The sequence below is a fragment of the Amycolatopsis sp. NPDC005003 genome (assembly GCF_053600695.1).
Genome location: NZ_JBSGAI010000015.1, coordinates 110,033 through 123,009, shown reverse-complemented (window position 1 = coordinate 123,009; position 12,977 = coordinate 110,033). Strand labels below are relative to the sequence as shown.

Genomic DNA, 12,977 nt, shown 5'->3' with positions numbered 1-12,977 from the left:
GAGGCAAGATCTTCCACGATCGGGTGAGCGCCCTTGACGACGGAGGTCCCCATGCCGGAAGGCAGAGGCTCGCGGATCGACAGTGACAATTCGGAGCTTCGCTCCGGGGCCCGGGGCTTCGCCACGCGGAGCCCCCATAAGAAGCCCGAGTGGCTGCGCGCCGGCGCCGACCTGCTCGACCAGGCCGCGGCCGCCGACGACAAGGCCGCGGGGCGGTTCGCCGAAGCCCGCGTCGATTCGACGCCGTTCGGCATCTCGCCGCAGGCACGCGAACTGGCCGCGCGCTGGGCCACCGCGCTGGCGGCGCGCGAGGCGGACGCGCGCGTCCTCGGCGACGCGACGTCGGACCTGGCCGGCCGGCTGCGGATGACGGCGGTGAGCACCCGGAGCACCGGTTTCCGAGGACGGTTAGCGGTGGCGCCGTGACCGCTGAGGTCTTCGAACACCCGGCTCTGTCGGCGGCCGCGGCCCAGCTGTCCGCGTTGCGGGCGGCGGCCGGCAGGCTCGGCGTCGCGGACCCGGTCGCGGCCCTGCGGCACCTCGACTGCGCCCCGGCGTCGATCCGCGCGTCCGCCTCGGCGGTCGACACCGGCGCGTTGGGCGTGACCTCGGCGCAGGCCGAGTTCCGCGCCGGGGTCGAGCGCGCCGAAAACGGCGGCAGCGCCGAGACTTTCGGCACCTGGGCGGACACAGTGGACGGTCAGTACGCCGCGGCGGCCCGCGCGGCCGCTTCGACGGCGGCGCTGGGCGTCCGCATCGCCGACCGGCTGGACGAGCTGGCGGTGGCCGCCGCCGAAGAGGTGTGCGCGCTCGCTTCCGCCGCATCGGCGCCGGTGTCGGCGGTGCTGGCCGGCGATCGTTCGGCCGAGGTGGTGAGCGAGGTCGGCGCCACGTGCGCGGCGGTGGTCCGGGCCGTGCAGGAGAAGGTCGCGGCGCTGACCGCGCTGGCGGCCGAGCTGGAGCCGTTGACGGCCCCGGTCGTCGAACTCAGCTGAAGTGCTCGCGGGCCCACTCCGCGAAGGGCCGCGCCGGATGCCCGGTGACGCGGGCGACGTCCGGCGAGACGGGTTCCGGATCCTCGACGAGGGACGCCCAGTGGTCCACCGCGCTCGCCGCGAATTCCGCACCCAGGTGCGCACTGAGCTGCGCTTTCGCCTCTTCCGGCGGCTGTTCCTCCCACCTGACGGGTGAACCCAGCGCCACCCCGATGAGCCGGGCCTGTTCGGCCTGCGCGATGGATTCCGGGCCGGTGACGAGGTAGACCTGCTTCGCGTGGTCCCCGGTCAGCGCCTCGACGGCCATGTCGGCGACGTCGCGTTCGTGGACGACCGAGCGTTTCGCCTGCCCGTAAGCGGCCCGGACCACGCCGGTCCCGGCCTGCTGCGCCCAGGCGAGCGCGTTGGTGGCGAGGCCGGTGACGCGGAGGAAGGTCCAGTCGTCGGTGACCTTCCCGATCGCGGCTTCGACGTCTCCCCAGACGCCGCCGTCTTCCGCGGACATGGCGGAGAGGTAGACGATTTTCCGGCCCCGGAGTGGTTCCACGGCGTGGTCGATGCCGTCGGCGGTGAAGAAGGGCCAGAGCAGGTAGACGGCGTCGACCCCTTCGGCGGCTTTCGCGAGATCGGTGACGTCGCCCTGGACGACGTCGACGCCGTCCGGCGCCTTGGCGGCATCCCGGACGAGGACTCGGGTGGCCACGCCCGCGGCCTTCAGCCCGGCGACGACGTGCCGTCCGGTGTGGCCGGTGGCTCCGGTGACGAGAACGTTCATGGTGCGCTCCTGGTGATCAGCTGGTGCCGACCACGCTCACACTTCAAGAGCCCTTCAAGTCAAGCGCCTCTTCCGCTTCTCCGACCGTGCCGCGTTCTCGTCCGCGTCGCCGGTCATGCCGTTGAGCGCTTCCCGGAGCGGAGCAACAGCGAAATCCCTTACCAGGCCTTTGTTTCCGATGGCGCGCCACCGCCTCGTGCGACGGGCTCGAACCGGCACAGCCACCCCCACCGCACCCCTGAGTTCGCCCGCTCGTCCCCGCCGAGCTGATACCGTCGTGGGGAGGAACCCGATCTTGCCACCTTGAGTACAGACCGTGATTCCCTTGTCCGCCAGCGGTCTGCTCCGCGCGAGGTCGACCTTTTCCCAGTATCAGAAGAAAGTAGCGACACGGGGAGCCCCGCAAAGGAGATTCGATGCCCAACCGCAGAACACTGGCGAAAGCCGGCACGGCACTCGCGGTCCTGATGACGTCGGCCGCCGTCCAGGTCGTCGCGGCGTCACCAGCCGGCGCCGCCGGCACCTGCAATTTCACGGACACCTTGTGCCTGTGGGACCAGACCGACTTCGGCGGCGCCACCCTCAACGTCAGCCCGTTGCCGCCCAACACGAGTGCTTGCGTCAACCTCGCGGAGCACGGCTGGGGCAACCGGGTGCGCTCCGCGATCAACACAAGCAGCAAGACCGCTTCCCTGTTCGAGAGCACCGACTGCACCGGCCGCCCGTATCCGGTCGAAGGCAACTCGGCCAAGAGCTCGATCACGTTCGGCGCCAACAGCGTTTGGGTGCAGCGCTAGCCGAGCGACCCCGTGCCTGAACCGGGTCTTCCGGCAGCACAGGCATTCCACCGGCACCGAGGTTCCCGGCCGGCCGGGAAGTGTGGGGTCCCCCCAGTCTTCCCGGCAGGCCGTTTCCGGGCCCGGAGCGGTACGGCGGCGGCCTGGTCGTCGGTGAGGTGAAGTCGCGGGCCGGACGACGAAGACGACGGCCCGGAAGGCAGGCTCGTGCCCGCCTGACCGGGGGCATCCGAGACGGAACAGCGAAACGCCCGGCAACCCGCCGAGGTGACCCCCGCCGGGGGTCCGGGGGCGAAGCCCGCCGGGCGGGGCCTGGGGGTTGCACCCCCAGAAAACACGGCGGGCGAGGTACGTCGACGCTTTCCGTCGGCATACCTCGCCCACTCGCACGCGGTGGCGGTGGGATTTGAACCCACGGACGGGGATTAGCCGTCACACGATTTCGAGTCGTGCTCCTTCGGCCGCTCGGACACGCCACCGGGAAGAACAATACCGGAGCCCTCTGGAGCTCCGCATGAGGGGTCCTTGAGCTCAGCGGCGCGTCGCGAAGTACGTCTCCAAGACCGCCGCGCACTCCGCCGAAAGGACGCCGCCGTGGACCTCCGGGCGGTGGTTGAGGCGCCGGTCGCGCACGACGTCCCAGAGCGACCCCACAGCGCCCGTCTTGGGCTCCCACGCGCCGAACACCAGCCGGGCGATGCGGGCCAGTACCAGCGCGCCCGCGCACATCGTGCACGGCTCCAGCGTCACCGCCAGCGTGCAGCCTTCGAGCCGCCAGCCGTCGCCGACCACCGCCGCCGCCGCGCGCAGGGCCAGGATTTCCGCGTGGGCCGTCGGGTCGCCCAGCTCGACGCGGGCGTTGCGGGCGGCCGCCAAGGGCAGGCCGTCGGGGCCGAAGACCACCGCCCCGATCGGCACGTCCGCGCCGGGGGCGCGCGCGGCTTCCAGCGCGGCCTCCACGGCCTCGGTGTCGGACGGGCGTCTCAGAGCTCGTCCAGGAGCTTGGCGAACTCGCTGCCGAACCCGCACCGCTGCGCGACCATCTGCAGCTGCTCGTCCGGGTACAGGTCGACCTCGCCGACGATCACCTCCAGCTCCGGCCCGGGCAGTCCGAGATCGGCCAGGATCTCCAGGTCGCCCTCGGGCCAGACGGAGTCGTCCTCCTCGTCGGGCGGGTCGACGCGCAGGACGTCGAGCACGTCCGCCGCGATGTCGTAGTCCAGCGCCGCCGCCGCGTCCGAAAGCAGCAACGACGGCCCGCGCGGGCTCGGCCGCACGATGACGAAGAACTCGTCGTCGACCGCCAGCAGCCCGAAGCTCGCGCCGGTGGAACGTAGTTTGCCCAGCTCCGTGATCGCCGCGTCGAGCTCGGTCAACGCCCCCGGGTCGAGCGCACTGCACCGCCACCGACCGTCTTCTCGGACCACAGCCACCGCGAAGCCCGTGACCGGCTCATCCACCGCCATGCGCACACCGTATTCCGCCGGTCGATCTCGCGCACGCACGGTGCGCCCGAAGCGCCGCATGCGGCACTATCGGGACCATGACCGGCCCCACTGACCTGCCCACCCTGCCCGGCACGCCGTTCGCCGGGCTCCTCGACGACGCGCGGGCGCTGCAAGACCGCACGGTCGCCCTCCGGCGGGCCGTGCACCGCCACCCGGAGCAGGGTCTCCACCTGCCGCGCACGCAGGCGGCGATCCGGGAGGCCCTCGACGGCCTGCCGCTCGAGATCACCGAAGGCAAGGCCACGACGTCGCTGACGGCTGTCCTGCGCGGTGCGCGGCCCGGGCCGGCGGTGCTGCTGCGCGGCGACATGGACGCGCTGCCGCTGACCGAGGAGACCGGCCTCGAGTTCGCCTCCGAGGACCCGGAGTCGATGCACGCGTGCGGGCACGACACGCACGTCGCGATGCTCGCCTCGGCGGCGCGGCTGCTCGCGGAGCGCCGGGACCAGCTGGCCGGGTCGGTCGTGTTCATGTTCCAGCCGGGTGAGGAGGGTCACCACGGCGCCCGGTTCATGATCCACGAGGGCGTGCTCGACGCGGCCGGGACGCGGGTCGAGCGCGCGTTCGGCGTGCACATCCTGGCCAACGCGCCCAGCGGGCTGCTGCAGCTGCGGCCCGGCCCGCTGATGGCGTCGGCGGACTCGTTCCACGTGCGCGTCACGGGCAAGGGCGGCCACGGCTCGGCGCCGCAGCACACGATCGACCCGGTGCCGGCCGCCGCGGCCATGGTCGGGGCGCTGCACACGATGATCACGCGCCGGGTCAGCGTGTTCGACCCCGCGGTGCTCTCGGTGACCCGGATCCAGGCCGGCACGACGACGAACATCATCCCGGAGACCGCCGAGCTCGAAGGCACGATCCGCACGCTGTCCGAGCAGACGCGCGCGCTGGTCCGCGCCGAGCTGCCCAAGGTGTGCGAGCAGGTCGGCGCGGCCTACGGCTGCCGCGTGGCCGCCGACGTCGAGCCGGGCTACCCGGTGACGGTGAACGACGACCGGGTCGCGGCCGAGGTGCTGCGGCTCGGCGCGGAGGTGCTGGGGCCGGGCAACGTCGAGCTGCTCACCGACCCGCTGATGGGTGCCGAGGACTTCTCCTACGTCCTGCAACGCGTCCCCGGCGCGTACGCGTTCCTCGGGGCGTGCCCGCCCGGCGTCGACCCCGCCGAAGCCGCGGCGAACCACTCGAACCGGGTGCTCTTCGACGAGGACGCGATGCCGAACGGCGTCGCCATGCTCGCCGCCTTCGCGCTCGACGCCCTGCGCTAAGGGCCGGTTCGCGACGGACGGCCGTCTTCCAGGTGGCCGGCGAAGCGGCGGCGCCAGCCCGGCGTCTCGAACGTGACGTCGTACCAGCCGTTGCTCGTCAGGACCGGGAAGTCGTGCGCGCCGGACGGCGGGAGGGTGACGTCGTTCAGCGTGACCGGTGCCGGCCCGCGGTTGGTCACCGTGATCCGCAGGGCCGGAGTGTCACTGAACGTGACGGCCGCATCGAGGTCCAGGCCGCCCGAAGCCTCGACGACGAAGCCGTTCGGGCCGTGGACGGCGACGTCGTACGTCCCGCCGTGCGCGATTTCGCCCGTCTTCTCGCTCTTCGGGCCGATGTCGAAGCGCTGCGAGGCCCCGCCCGCGTGGTAGGCGTACGCGGCCAGCTGCAGCGCCTGCGTCCCGTGGTTGGCCAGGTGCAGCTTCAGCACGCCCGCCTCGGCCGCGACCCAGGCGACCGGCTGGTACGGCAGCGGGCGCGCCTTTGCCGTGCCCGGGTCCTGCACCAGCGCGCCCGGCCCCAGCCCGGGCTTCGGCAGCCGCCGCTGCGTCCGGTCGGCTTCGGCGCGCAACGCGTTCGCGTCCGGCAGGAGCGGGATGGTCGTGTCGGGCGCGCGGAAGTCGAAACAGCTGGTCAGGTCGCCGCAGATGGCCCGGCGCCAGGCGGAGATGTTCGGCTCGGGCACGCCGGTCCACGTCTCCAGGAAGCGCAGCACCGACGTGTGGTCGAAGACCTGCGAGTTCACCCAGCCGCCGCGGCTCCACGGCGAGACGACGGTCATCGGCACGCGCGGGCCCAGCCCGATCGGGACGGGCGCGCCGGACGGCCTGCCCTTTTCCGGCCGGTTCCCGGGCAGGTACTCGCCGGGGGTGCCGGGTGGCGGCGTCGGCGGGACGACGTGGTCGAAGAAGCCGTCGTTTTCGTCGTAGTTGATGAAGACGACGGTCGACTCCCACAGTTCCGGGTTGTCCCACAACGCTTTCAGCATCCGCTGGACATACGCGGCGCCGTCGACCGGCCGCGCCGCCGGGTGCTCGCAGTAGCCGTACGGGGCCACGACCCACGAGACCGCGGGCAGCGTGCCGGCCGCGCAGTCGGCGATGAACTCGGCCAGCACGTGGTCGAGGTCCTTCCCTTTCCCCGAGTCGGGCAGGAGCTGCTTGCGCAGGTTCCCGCGATCGGCCAGCCGGCGCTTCACCGGGTCCATCGAGTACAGCGCGTCGTGGAAGTTCTGGAACAGCCAGAGCGGGTTGTCGCCGTAGTCGCCGACGAAGTGCTCGGGGACGCCGCGTTCCTCGTCGTTCGCGTAGATTCGCCACGAGACGCCCGCGGCCTCGAGCCGTTCGGGGTACGTCGTCCAGCGGAAGGACGGCTCGTAGTCCGGCGCGTTGTGCGTCGCGGGGCCGCCGGCGAGGCCGTCCGGGTCGATCGTGCCGGTCCAGTGGTAGAGGCGGTTCGGGTGCGTCGGGCCCTGGATCGAGCAGAAGTAGTGGTCGCACAGGGTGAACGCGCTCGCCAGCGCGTGCTGGAACGGGATGTCTTCGCGCGTGAAGTACCCCATCGTCATGGGGCTCTTCGCCGCCGTCCAGCGGTCGTACGCGCCGCCGTTCCACGCGCGGTGCGTGCTGTTCCAGTCGTGCGGCAGCTCGCCGAGGTCCTGACCGTCCACAACGGACGTGTCGATCCGGAACGGCAGCACCGGGCCGCCTTTGTCGCCGCGCTGGCGGAAGACGTCCCGCAGCGCCGCGCGGTCGCCGAAGCCGCGGACACCGGCCATGGTGCCGTAGTAGTGGTCGAACGACCGGTTTTCCTGCATGAGGACGACGACGTGGCGGACGTCGTCGATCGTGCCGGTCCGCGACGGCGCCGGGGCGCAGGCGGCGGACAGCGCACCGGCCGCCGTGGCCGCGGCCGCGCCGCCCAGCACCGTGCGACGCCGGATCCGCCCCATGCCCACCTCCTCATCCCCTGGCCGGCGGCCCGGCCGGGGGTACGTTCGCCGCCGAGAGAGGTGAAGCCATGCTCAACTCAGCGGATTTGGTCGCCTTCGCACCGTCGACCGACCTCGAGCGCTCGCGCGCCTTCTACACGGATGTCGCCGGGCTCGAGTTCATCGAGCAGACCCCCTTCGCGTGTGTGTTCCGCAGCGGCGCCACCATGCTGCGCGTCACCGCCGTCGCCGGGTTCACGCCGCAGCCGTTCACGGTGCTCGGCTGGGCCGTCGCCGACATCCGGGCGGCGGTGGCCGAGCTGCGCGGCCGTGGCGTGGAGTTCCTCACCTACGACACGCTGCCACAGGACACCGACAAAATCTGGACCACGCCGGGCGGCCGGATCGCCTGGTTCCGCGACCCGGACGGCAACGTGCTGTCACTGACCGAGTTCACTGGTAATTAAACAACAGTGTTGATTTAATGGCCCCATGACCGAAGCCGACCGCCTCGCCCAGCTCGCCGAGCAGGAGGAACGCCTCCAGTTCACGAAGTTCGACAACGAGACCGCCCTCGCCCTCGGCCAGCAGCTGCTGACGGCCGCAAGGGACCGCGGGCTGCCGGTGACGATCTCGGTCCGGCGCAACGGCCAGCGGCTCTTCCACGCCGCACTGCCCGGGACGTCGGCCGACAACGACGCCTGGATCGACCGCAAGAGCCGCGTCGTCGACCGCTACGGGCACAGCTCGTTCTTCGTCGGGACGCAGTTCCGCGCGAACGGCGGCTCGTTCGAGCAGCACTCGCGCCTCGACCAGGACCGCTACGCGGCGCACGGCGGCGTCTTCCCGGTGCTGGTCCGTGGGGTCGGGCCGGTCGGCACGGTCGGCGTGTCCGGGCTCCCGCAGGCCGAAGACCACGCGTTCGTCGTCGAGCAGCTGGAGCTGTTCCTGGACTCCTGAAAAAATTCTCCGGCGGGTTTGTCGATCCGAAGGTGCCGCCGTCCGACGGGACAGGCAGGACCGACCCGAAGGAGACACCATGGGCAAGCTCACCGTGACGACGTTCCTGACCCTCGACGGCGTCCACCAGGCACCGGGAGGCGAGGACGAGGACACTTCCGGCGGCTTCGACCTGGGCGGCTGGGTGAAGCCGTTCTACGAGGAGGACATGGGCCGGTTCGTCGCGGAGTGGTTCTCGCGCGCGGACGCCTTCCTGCTCGGACGGCGGACGTACGAGATCTTCGCCGCGCACTGGCCGAAGGTCACCGACTCCGGCGACCCGGTCGCGTCCCGGCTCAACACCCTGCCGAAGTACGTCGTGTCGCGAACGCTGACGGACCCGGCGTGGGCCGCCACGTCCGTCGTGGCCGGTGACGTCGTCGATTTCGTCCGTGACCTGAAGGCCCGGCCGGGTGGCGAGCTCCAGGTCCACGGGAGCGGCGACCTGCTGCAGACGCTGATCGCGCACGACCTGGTGGACGAGTACCGGCTGTGGCTGTACCCGATCGTGCTGGGCAAGGGCCGCCGGCTCTTCCCGGACGGCGTGGTGCCGAAGGCGTTCGAGCACGTCGAAACCCGGCAGACCGCCGCGGGCGTGACCGTGCTCGTGCTGCGTCCCGCCGGCAAACCGCGGTTCGACACCTTCCGGCTGCCGGAGGATCAAAAGTATTGACGGCGGCTGTTACCGTCGATCCCATGGAGCGCGCTGCACTGACGACGACGCCGAGGAGTGTCCCGGCGCGCTGAACGACGTTTCGAGCCCGGGGCGGGTGCCCCGGGCTTCGTCTTGTGGTCTCCCGCCTCGCCGTCCACGAGGGAGCCCACCATGCCCGACCACCGCAAGCTCGGCCGCGAACTCGGCCTGTTCGGCACCGACCCGCTGATCGGCGCCGGCCTGCCCTACTGGCTGCCCGACGGCGCGATCGTCCGCCACAGCCTGGAGGAGTACGTCCGCGACCTGGAACGGCGCGCGGGGTACCGGCACGTCCATTCGCCGGTGCTGGGCAAGCGGGAGCTGTACGAAATCTCCGGGCACTGGTCGCACTACCGCGACGACATGTACCCGCCCATGGACGTCGGCGGCGAGCAGCTCGTGCTGCGGCCGAGCCTGTGCCCGCACCACGCGCTGATCTACCGTTCGCACGGCCACAGCTACCGCGAGCTGCCGCTGCGGATCGCCGAGATCGGCGGGATGTACCGGTCAGAGCTCTCCGGCGTGCTCGGCGGGCTGAACCGGGTCCGCGCGATCCAGCTCAACGACGCGCACGTCTTCTGCACCCCCGACCAGGTCTTCGCCGAAGCCGCTGCCGCGTTCGCCCTGATCCGGCGGGCCTACGACGCGCTCGGCATCAGCCCGGCGCGCTACCGGCTTTCCCTGCCCGGCCCCGGCGGCAAGTACGTGCCCGGGGACTGGGACGGCGCGGTGGGAATCCTGCGTTCGGTGCTGGCCGGTCTCCCGTACGACGCGGTCGAGGGCGAGGCGGCCTTCTACGGCCCGAAGATCGACGTCCAGATCGCCGACCGCGCGGGCCGCGAATCGACCCTGTCCACCGTCCAGGTCGACTTCCACCAGCCCGCGCAGTTCGGCCTCGAGTACGTGGGCGCGGACGGCGCGAAGCACCGGCCGGTGATGGTGCACCGGAGCATCATCGGCAGCGTCGAACGCGCGGTGGCCCAGCTGCTCGAGGTCCACGGCGGCGCGTTCCCGGCCTGGCTGGCACCGGTGCAGCTCCGGCTGCTGCCGGTGTCCGCCGCGGAGCTGCCGTACGCGCGGGAGGTGCTGGAGCGGTGCGGCGAGGTACGGGCGGAGATCGCGGCGGAAGGCAGCCTCGGCGCCCGGATCCGGGACGGCCGGCTGGTGCCGTTCCAGGCCGTGCTCGGTCCGGCGGAGGTCGCCGCCGGACAGCTTTCCGTGCGGTTGCGCGACGGAAGCCGACTCGACGCCGCTCCCGCTCCGGACGTGCTGGCGCGGATCGGCGCGGAGGTCAGGAGGCCGTAGCGGCGGGCGAGTGGCCGTGCGGGCGTCAGCAAGCCGTGGCCGCGGTCAGCCAGTCGAGCGTCGGTGTCAGGCTTTCCGGCGCCGCCCAGCCGTTGATCACCGCGAGCAGCTCCATGTACCGCTCGCGACGCGGATCGTGCACCACGCCGAGCCACTTCCGCAGCTCGGCGTGGTCGTGACCGAGGCCGTCGACGATCGCCGCGGCCTGCGGCGAGCCCGGATCGATGCCCGCCGCCAGCGCCGGCGCAACCGCATCGCGCACCTGGGCGGCCAAGTCCCGCCGCAGACCGCCCTCGTGCCGGTCCGCGAGCCGGCGCACGGCGGCGCGGAAGTCCGGGTCCCGCGTCAGCTCGGTCAGCTCGGTCCAGGCGTCGAGCTGACCGGGACTCGGGTTCTCGGGCAGTTCCGGGGTCAGCGTGCGGGCGATCCCGGCGAGCTCGGGCCGGTCGCCCAGCGCTTCGGCGAGGAAGTCGCCGACCCACTCCACTTCGGACAGCCGGGTCAGTTCGTGCACGAGTCTCGTCTCCTCGGTGGTCGTGCCGCGGGCGGCGATCGCCGTCCACACCGCGTGCCGCAGGCGCAGCACGCGGATCTCCGCTTCCAGCGCCTCGGCGTGCCTCGCCGCGAACTCGACGACGGTCGCCTCGCCCTCGACGATCCGGCGGATCGCGGCGAGGCCGAGACCGAGGTCGCGGAGGGTGCGGACGAGCTCGAGCCGGGCGAGCGCGTCGTCGTCGTACCGGCGGTGACCTGCGGTGTTGCGCCCGGACGGCGGCACGAGGCCGTGGTCGGAGTAGAAGCGGACGGCCTTGATCGTCAGCCCGGTCCGGCGGGCCAGGTCGCCGATCGAGTAGCGCATGCCGTCAGCGTGACACCTCCCCTCGGGGGAGGCGCAAGGATTGGATTCGCCCGATCGTGTCGATCACATGTTCGACGATCCGCGGTAAAGTCGAGCACACGAGCTCAGGTTTCCTCCCGGATCCGGGTCACCAGCTGGGTCGGGTTCACGAACCGCAACGCGACGAGAAGGAGCACGAGCATGGAAGCGGTGTAGATGGTCGCCATGGCGTCGACGGACTGGTTGGCGCGGATGCCGGCGGCGAACACGGAGTTGTAGAGCGCCACCACGAGGGTCGTCGAGTCCGGGCCGGCGGTGAGGAACGTCAGCTCGAACATGCCGACCGTCCGCACCAGCACCAGGATCGACGCGGCCAGGATGCCCGGCAGCAGCAGCGGGCCGAGGATCCGGGTGAACACCGAGACGGTCCGCGCGCCGGACATGCGGGCCGCGGCCTCGATCTTCGGGTCGATCTGCTCGATGAACGGCGTCATCGTCAGCACGACGAACGGCACCGAGGGCACGAGGTTGGCCAGGATGACGCCGGTGATCGTGCCGGCCAGGTGGAACTTGTACAGCACGGTGGCCAGCGGGATGCCGTAGGTGATGGGAGGGATCAGGATCGGCAGCACGAACAGCAGCATCACCAGGCGCTTGCCGGGGAACGAGCGGCGAGCCAGCGCGTAGGCGGCCGGAACGCCGACAGCCACCGACACGGCGATCACCACGAGCGCGACGACCGCCGTCGTGAGGAGGACGTCCGAGAGGCCGAACTCGCGCCAGGCGTCGGCGTACCAGTGAGTGGTGAAGCCGTCCGGGAGCCAGGTGCCGAACCACTGCGTGCCAAACGAATCGACGACCACCGAGAGCACCACGCCCGCGAGGTTGACGAAGAAGAACACGACGACGGCCCAGACGACCCAACGTCCGGGACGCGCGACCCAACCCGTCATCCCTTGCCTCCGGTCGCTCCGCGGTACAGCGTGCCGCGCCACGCCATGACCAGGCCGATCACGATCAACATGACCACCGCCATGAGCATCGCGACGGCCGAGCCCATCGAGTAGTCGTACTCCTCGAACGCGGCGTGGTAGGCGGCGATCGAGATGACGCGGGTCTCGTTCGCGGGGTCGCCGACGAGCTGCGCGCTCGGGAACACCGAGAAGGCCATGACGAACGAAAGGCAGAAGGTGATCGCCAGGCCGGGGGCGAGCAGCGGCAGCGTGATCCGCCGGAAGCGCTGGACGCCGTTCGCGCCGAGCGTCGCGGCCGCCTTCTCCAGGGAGGGGTCGATGCCGGAGAGGTAGGACAACGTCAACAGGAAGGAGAACGGGAAGCCGGTGATCACCAGGGAGAGCAGCACGCCGGTGTAGTTGTGGATCAGCGGCAGCGGCTGATCTGTGACGCCGAGGACGGTGAGCACCTTGTTCAGCCAGCCCGCCGGGCCGCCGTACATGATCAGGCCCTGCGCGGTGAGCACCGTGCCGAGGGTGATCGGCACGACCAGGATCGTCGTCAGGAGGCGCTTGCCGCGGACGCGGCCGCGCATCACGTAGGCGATCGGGATGCTGGCGAGCACGTTGATGAAGGTGGCCGGGAGCGCGATGCCGAGCGTCGTCCAGATGGTGTTGCGCAGGTACGGGTCGCCGAAGAACCGCGCGTAGTTCGCGAAGACGCCGCCCTTGCGCGGCGCGAACGACAGTTGGAGGCCGTAGAGGAAGGGGTACAGGAACAGGCAGGCCGTGACCAGCAGCCCGGGCACCAGGAGCAGCAGGGTGCGATCGATGCCGCGTTCGGCGAGCCGGTGGCGCAGCGCCGGCCGAGCGGTCGCCACGGCGGTCATGACGCGACCCCCGCACCGCGGGCGGCGCCG

15 protein-coding genes and 1 tRNA gene are annotated in these 12,977 nt (G+C 71.5%); 8 read left to right on the top strand and 8 right to left on the bottom strand.

Going from position 1 to position 12,977, the window contains the following annotated elements:
* Positions 1-51 precede the first annotated feature (51 nt).
* A complete protein-coding gene (locus ACWED2_RS19495) occupies positions 52-426 on the top strand; it encodes a hypothetical protein (protein WP_449691880.1) in 375 nt (124 codons plus the stop codon).
* Positions 423-995, top strand: coding sequence for a hypothetical protein (locus tag ACWED2_RS19490; protein WP_449691879.1), 573 nt, complete (start codon positions 423-425; stop codon positions 993-995). Before ACWED2_RS19495 ends, ACWED2_RS19490 begins: the two co-directional genes overlap by 4 nt.
* On the opposite strand, the gene ACWED2_RS19485 is transcribed toward ACWED2_RS19490, so the two are convergent.
* A complete protein-coding gene (locus ACWED2_RS19485) occupies positions 988-1,770 on the bottom strand; it encodes an SDR family oxidoreductase (RefSeq protein ID WP_449691878.1) in 783 nt (260 codons plus the stop codon). The genes ACWED2_RS19490 and ACWED2_RS19485 overlap by 8 nt on opposite strands.
* A gap of 416 nt (positions 1,771-2,186) precedes the next feature.
* Here ACWED2_RS19485 and ACWED2_RS19480 point away from each other — a divergent pair, with 416 nt between their 5' ends.
* Positions 2,187-2,567 carry a peptidase inhibitor family I36 protein gene (locus ACWED2_RS19480; protein ID WP_449691877.1) on the top strand — a complete coding sequence of 127 codons (381 nt, stop codon included), beginning with the start codon at positions 2,187-2,189 and terminating at the stop codon, positions 2,565-2,567.
* Positions 2,568-2,958: 391 nt separating this feature from the next.
* On the opposite strand, the gene ACWED2_RS19475 is transcribed toward ACWED2_RS19480, so the two are convergent.
* The 3 genes from ACWED2_RS19475 to ACWED2_RS19465 form a co-directional block, all read right to left on the bottom strand.
* A tRNA-Ser gene (locus ACWED2_RS19475) sits at positions 2,959-3,046 on the bottom strand.
* A 52-nt stretch (positions 3,047-3,098) separates the two neighbouring features.
* On the bottom strand, positions 3,099-3,527 hold the full coding sequence (locus ACWED2_RS19470; RefSeq protein WP_449691876.1) for a nucleoside deaminase: 429 nt from the start codon (positions 3,525-3,527) through the stop codon (positions 3,099-3,101).
* A 23-nt stretch (positions 3,528-3,550) separates the two neighbouring features.
* On the bottom strand, positions 3,551-4,033 hold the full coding sequence (locus ACWED2_RS19465; protein ID WP_206789346.1) for a tRNA adenosine deaminase-associated protein: 483 nt from the start codon (positions 4,031-4,033) through the stop codon (positions 3,551-3,553).
* A 77-nt stretch (positions 4,034-4,110) separates the two neighbouring features.
* On the opposite strand from ACWED2_RS19465, the gene ACWED2_RS19460 reads away from it, so the two are divergent.
* The gene (locus ACWED2_RS19460) at positions 4,111-5,340 is read left to right on the top strand and encodes a M20 metallopeptidase family protein (protein ID WP_449691875.1); all 1,230 of its coding nucleotides are present in this window, start codon (positions 4,111-4,113) and stop codon (positions 5,338-5,340) included.
* Here the strand turns inward: ACWED2_RS19460 and ACWED2_RS19455 are convergent.
* Complete coding sequence (locus tag ACWED2_RS19455) at positions 5,337-7,289, bottom strand: phosphocholine-specific phospholipase C (RefSeq protein ID WP_449691874.1); 1,953 nt, start codon at positions 7,287-7,289, stop codon at positions 5,337-5,339. The two genes, ACWED2_RS19460 and ACWED2_RS19455, sit on opposite strands and share 4 nt — an antisense overlap.
* 68 nt (positions 7,290-7,357) lie before the next feature.
* On the opposite strand from ACWED2_RS19455, the gene ACWED2_RS19450 reads away from it, so the two are divergent.
* The 4 genes from ACWED2_RS19450 (at position 7,358) to thrS (ending at position 10,266) form a co-directional block, all read left to right on the top strand.
* Positions 7,358-7,735, top strand: coding sequence for a VOC family protein (locus ACWED2_RS19450; RefSeq protein ID WP_449691873.1), 378 nt, complete (start codon positions 7,358-7,360; stop codon positions 7,733-7,735).
* Between the two features lie 25 nt (positions 7,736-7,760).
* Positions 7,761-8,228, top strand: a complete 468-nt coding sequence (locus ACWED2_RS19445; protein ID WP_449691872.1) for a heme-degrading domain-containing protein — start codon at positions 7,761-7,763, stop codon at positions 8,226-8,228.
* A 79-nt stretch (positions 8,229-8,307) separates the two neighbouring features.
* The gene (locus tag ACWED2_RS19440; RefSeq protein WP_449691871.1) at positions 8,308-8,940 is read left to right on the top strand and encodes a dihydrofolate reductase family protein; all 633 of its coding nucleotides are present in this window, start codon (positions 8,308-8,310) and stop codon (positions 8,938-8,940) included.
* Between the two features lie 153 nt (positions 8,941-9,093).
* Complete coding sequence (gene thrS, locus ACWED2_RS19435; RefSeq protein ID WP_449691870.1) at positions 9,094-10,266, top strand: threonine--tRNA ligase; 1,173 nt, start codon at positions 9,094-9,096, stop codon at positions 10,264-10,266.
* Positions 10,267-10,291: 25 nt separating this feature from the next.
* Here the strand turns inward: thrS and ACWED2_RS19430 are convergent, their stop codons facing one another.
* The 3 genes from ACWED2_RS19430 to ACWED2_RS19420 form a co-directional block, all read right to left on the bottom strand.
* On the bottom strand, positions 10,292-11,125 hold the full coding sequence (locus ACWED2_RS19430) for a MerR family transcriptional regulator (protein WP_449691869.1): 834 nt from the start codon (positions 11,123-11,125) through the stop codon (positions 10,292-10,294).
* A 104-nt stretch (positions 11,126-11,229) separates the two neighbouring features.
* Positions 11,230-12,057 (bottom strand): ABC transporter permease, encoded by an 828-nt coding sequence (locus ACWED2_RS19425; RefSeq protein ID WP_091319178.1) that lies wholly within the window; start codon positions 12,055-12,057, stop codon positions 11,230-11,232.
* Positions 12,054-12,947: an ABC transporter permease gene (locus tag ACWED2_RS19420; protein WP_013230680.1), complete on the bottom strand. Its 894-nt coding sequence runs from the start codon at positions 12,945-12,947 to the stop codon at positions 12,054-12,056. The genes ACWED2_RS19425 and ACWED2_RS19420 overlap by 4 nt, the downstream gene beginning before the upstream one ends.
* Positions 12,948-12,977: the final 30 nt, after the last annotated feature.

Excerpts from the sequence above, each read along its gene's own strand:
- ACWED2_RS19495 (WP_449691880.1), top strand. The coding sequence starts at position 52 with ATGCCGGAAGGCAGAGGCTCGCGGATCGACAGTGACAATTCGGAGCTT.
- ACWED2_RS19485 (WP_449691878.1), bottom strand. The coding sequence starts at position 1,770 with ATGAACGTTCTCGTCACCGGAGCCACCGGCCACACCGGACGGCACGTC.
- ACWED2_RS19480 (WP_449691877.1), top strand. The coding sequence starts at position 2,187 with ATGCCCAACCGCAGAACACTGGCGAAAGCCGGCACGGCACTCGCGGTC.
- ACWED2_RS19465 (WP_206789346.1), bottom strand. The coding sequence starts at position 4,033 with ATGGCGGTGGATGAGCCGGTCACGGGCTTCGCGGTGGCTGTGGTCCGA.
- ACWED2_RS19460 (WP_449691875.1), top strand. The coding sequence starts at position 4,111 with ATGACCGGCCCCACTGACCTGCCCACCCTGCCCGGCACGCCGTTCGCC.
- ACWED2_RS19455 (WP_449691874.1), bottom strand. The coding sequence starts at position 7,289 with ATGGGGCGGATCCGGCGTCGCACGGTGCTGGGCGGCGCGGCCGCGGCC.
- ACWED2_RS19450 (WP_449691873.1), top strand. The coding sequence starts at position 7,358 with ATGCTCAACTCAGCGGATTTGGTCGCCTTCGCACCGTCGACCGACCTC.
- ACWED2_RS19445 (WP_449691872.1), top strand. The coding sequence starts at position 7,761 with ATGACCGAAGCCGACCGCCTCGCCCAGCTCGCCGAGCAGGAGGAACGC.
- ACWED2_RS19440 (WP_449691871.1), top strand. The coding sequence starts at position 8,308 with ATGGGCAAGCTCACCGTGACGACGTTCCTGACCCTCGACGGCGTCCAC.
- thrS (WP_449691870.1), top strand. The coding sequence starts at position 9,094 with ATGCCCGACCACCGCAAGCTCGGCCGCGAACTCGGCCTGTTCGGCACC.
- ACWED2_RS19430 (WP_449691869.1), bottom strand. The coding sequence starts at position 11,125 with ATGCGCTACTCGATCGGCGACCTGGCCCGCCGGACCGGGCTGACGATC.
- ACWED2_RS19425 (WP_091319178.1), bottom strand. The coding sequence starts at position 12,057 with ATGACGGGTTGGGTCGCGCGTCCCGGACGTTGGGTCGTCTGGGCCGTC.
- ACWED2_RS19420 (WP_013230680.1), bottom strand. The coding sequence starts at position 12,947 with ATGACCGCCGTGGCGACCGCTCGGCCGGCGCTGCGCCACCGGCTCGCC.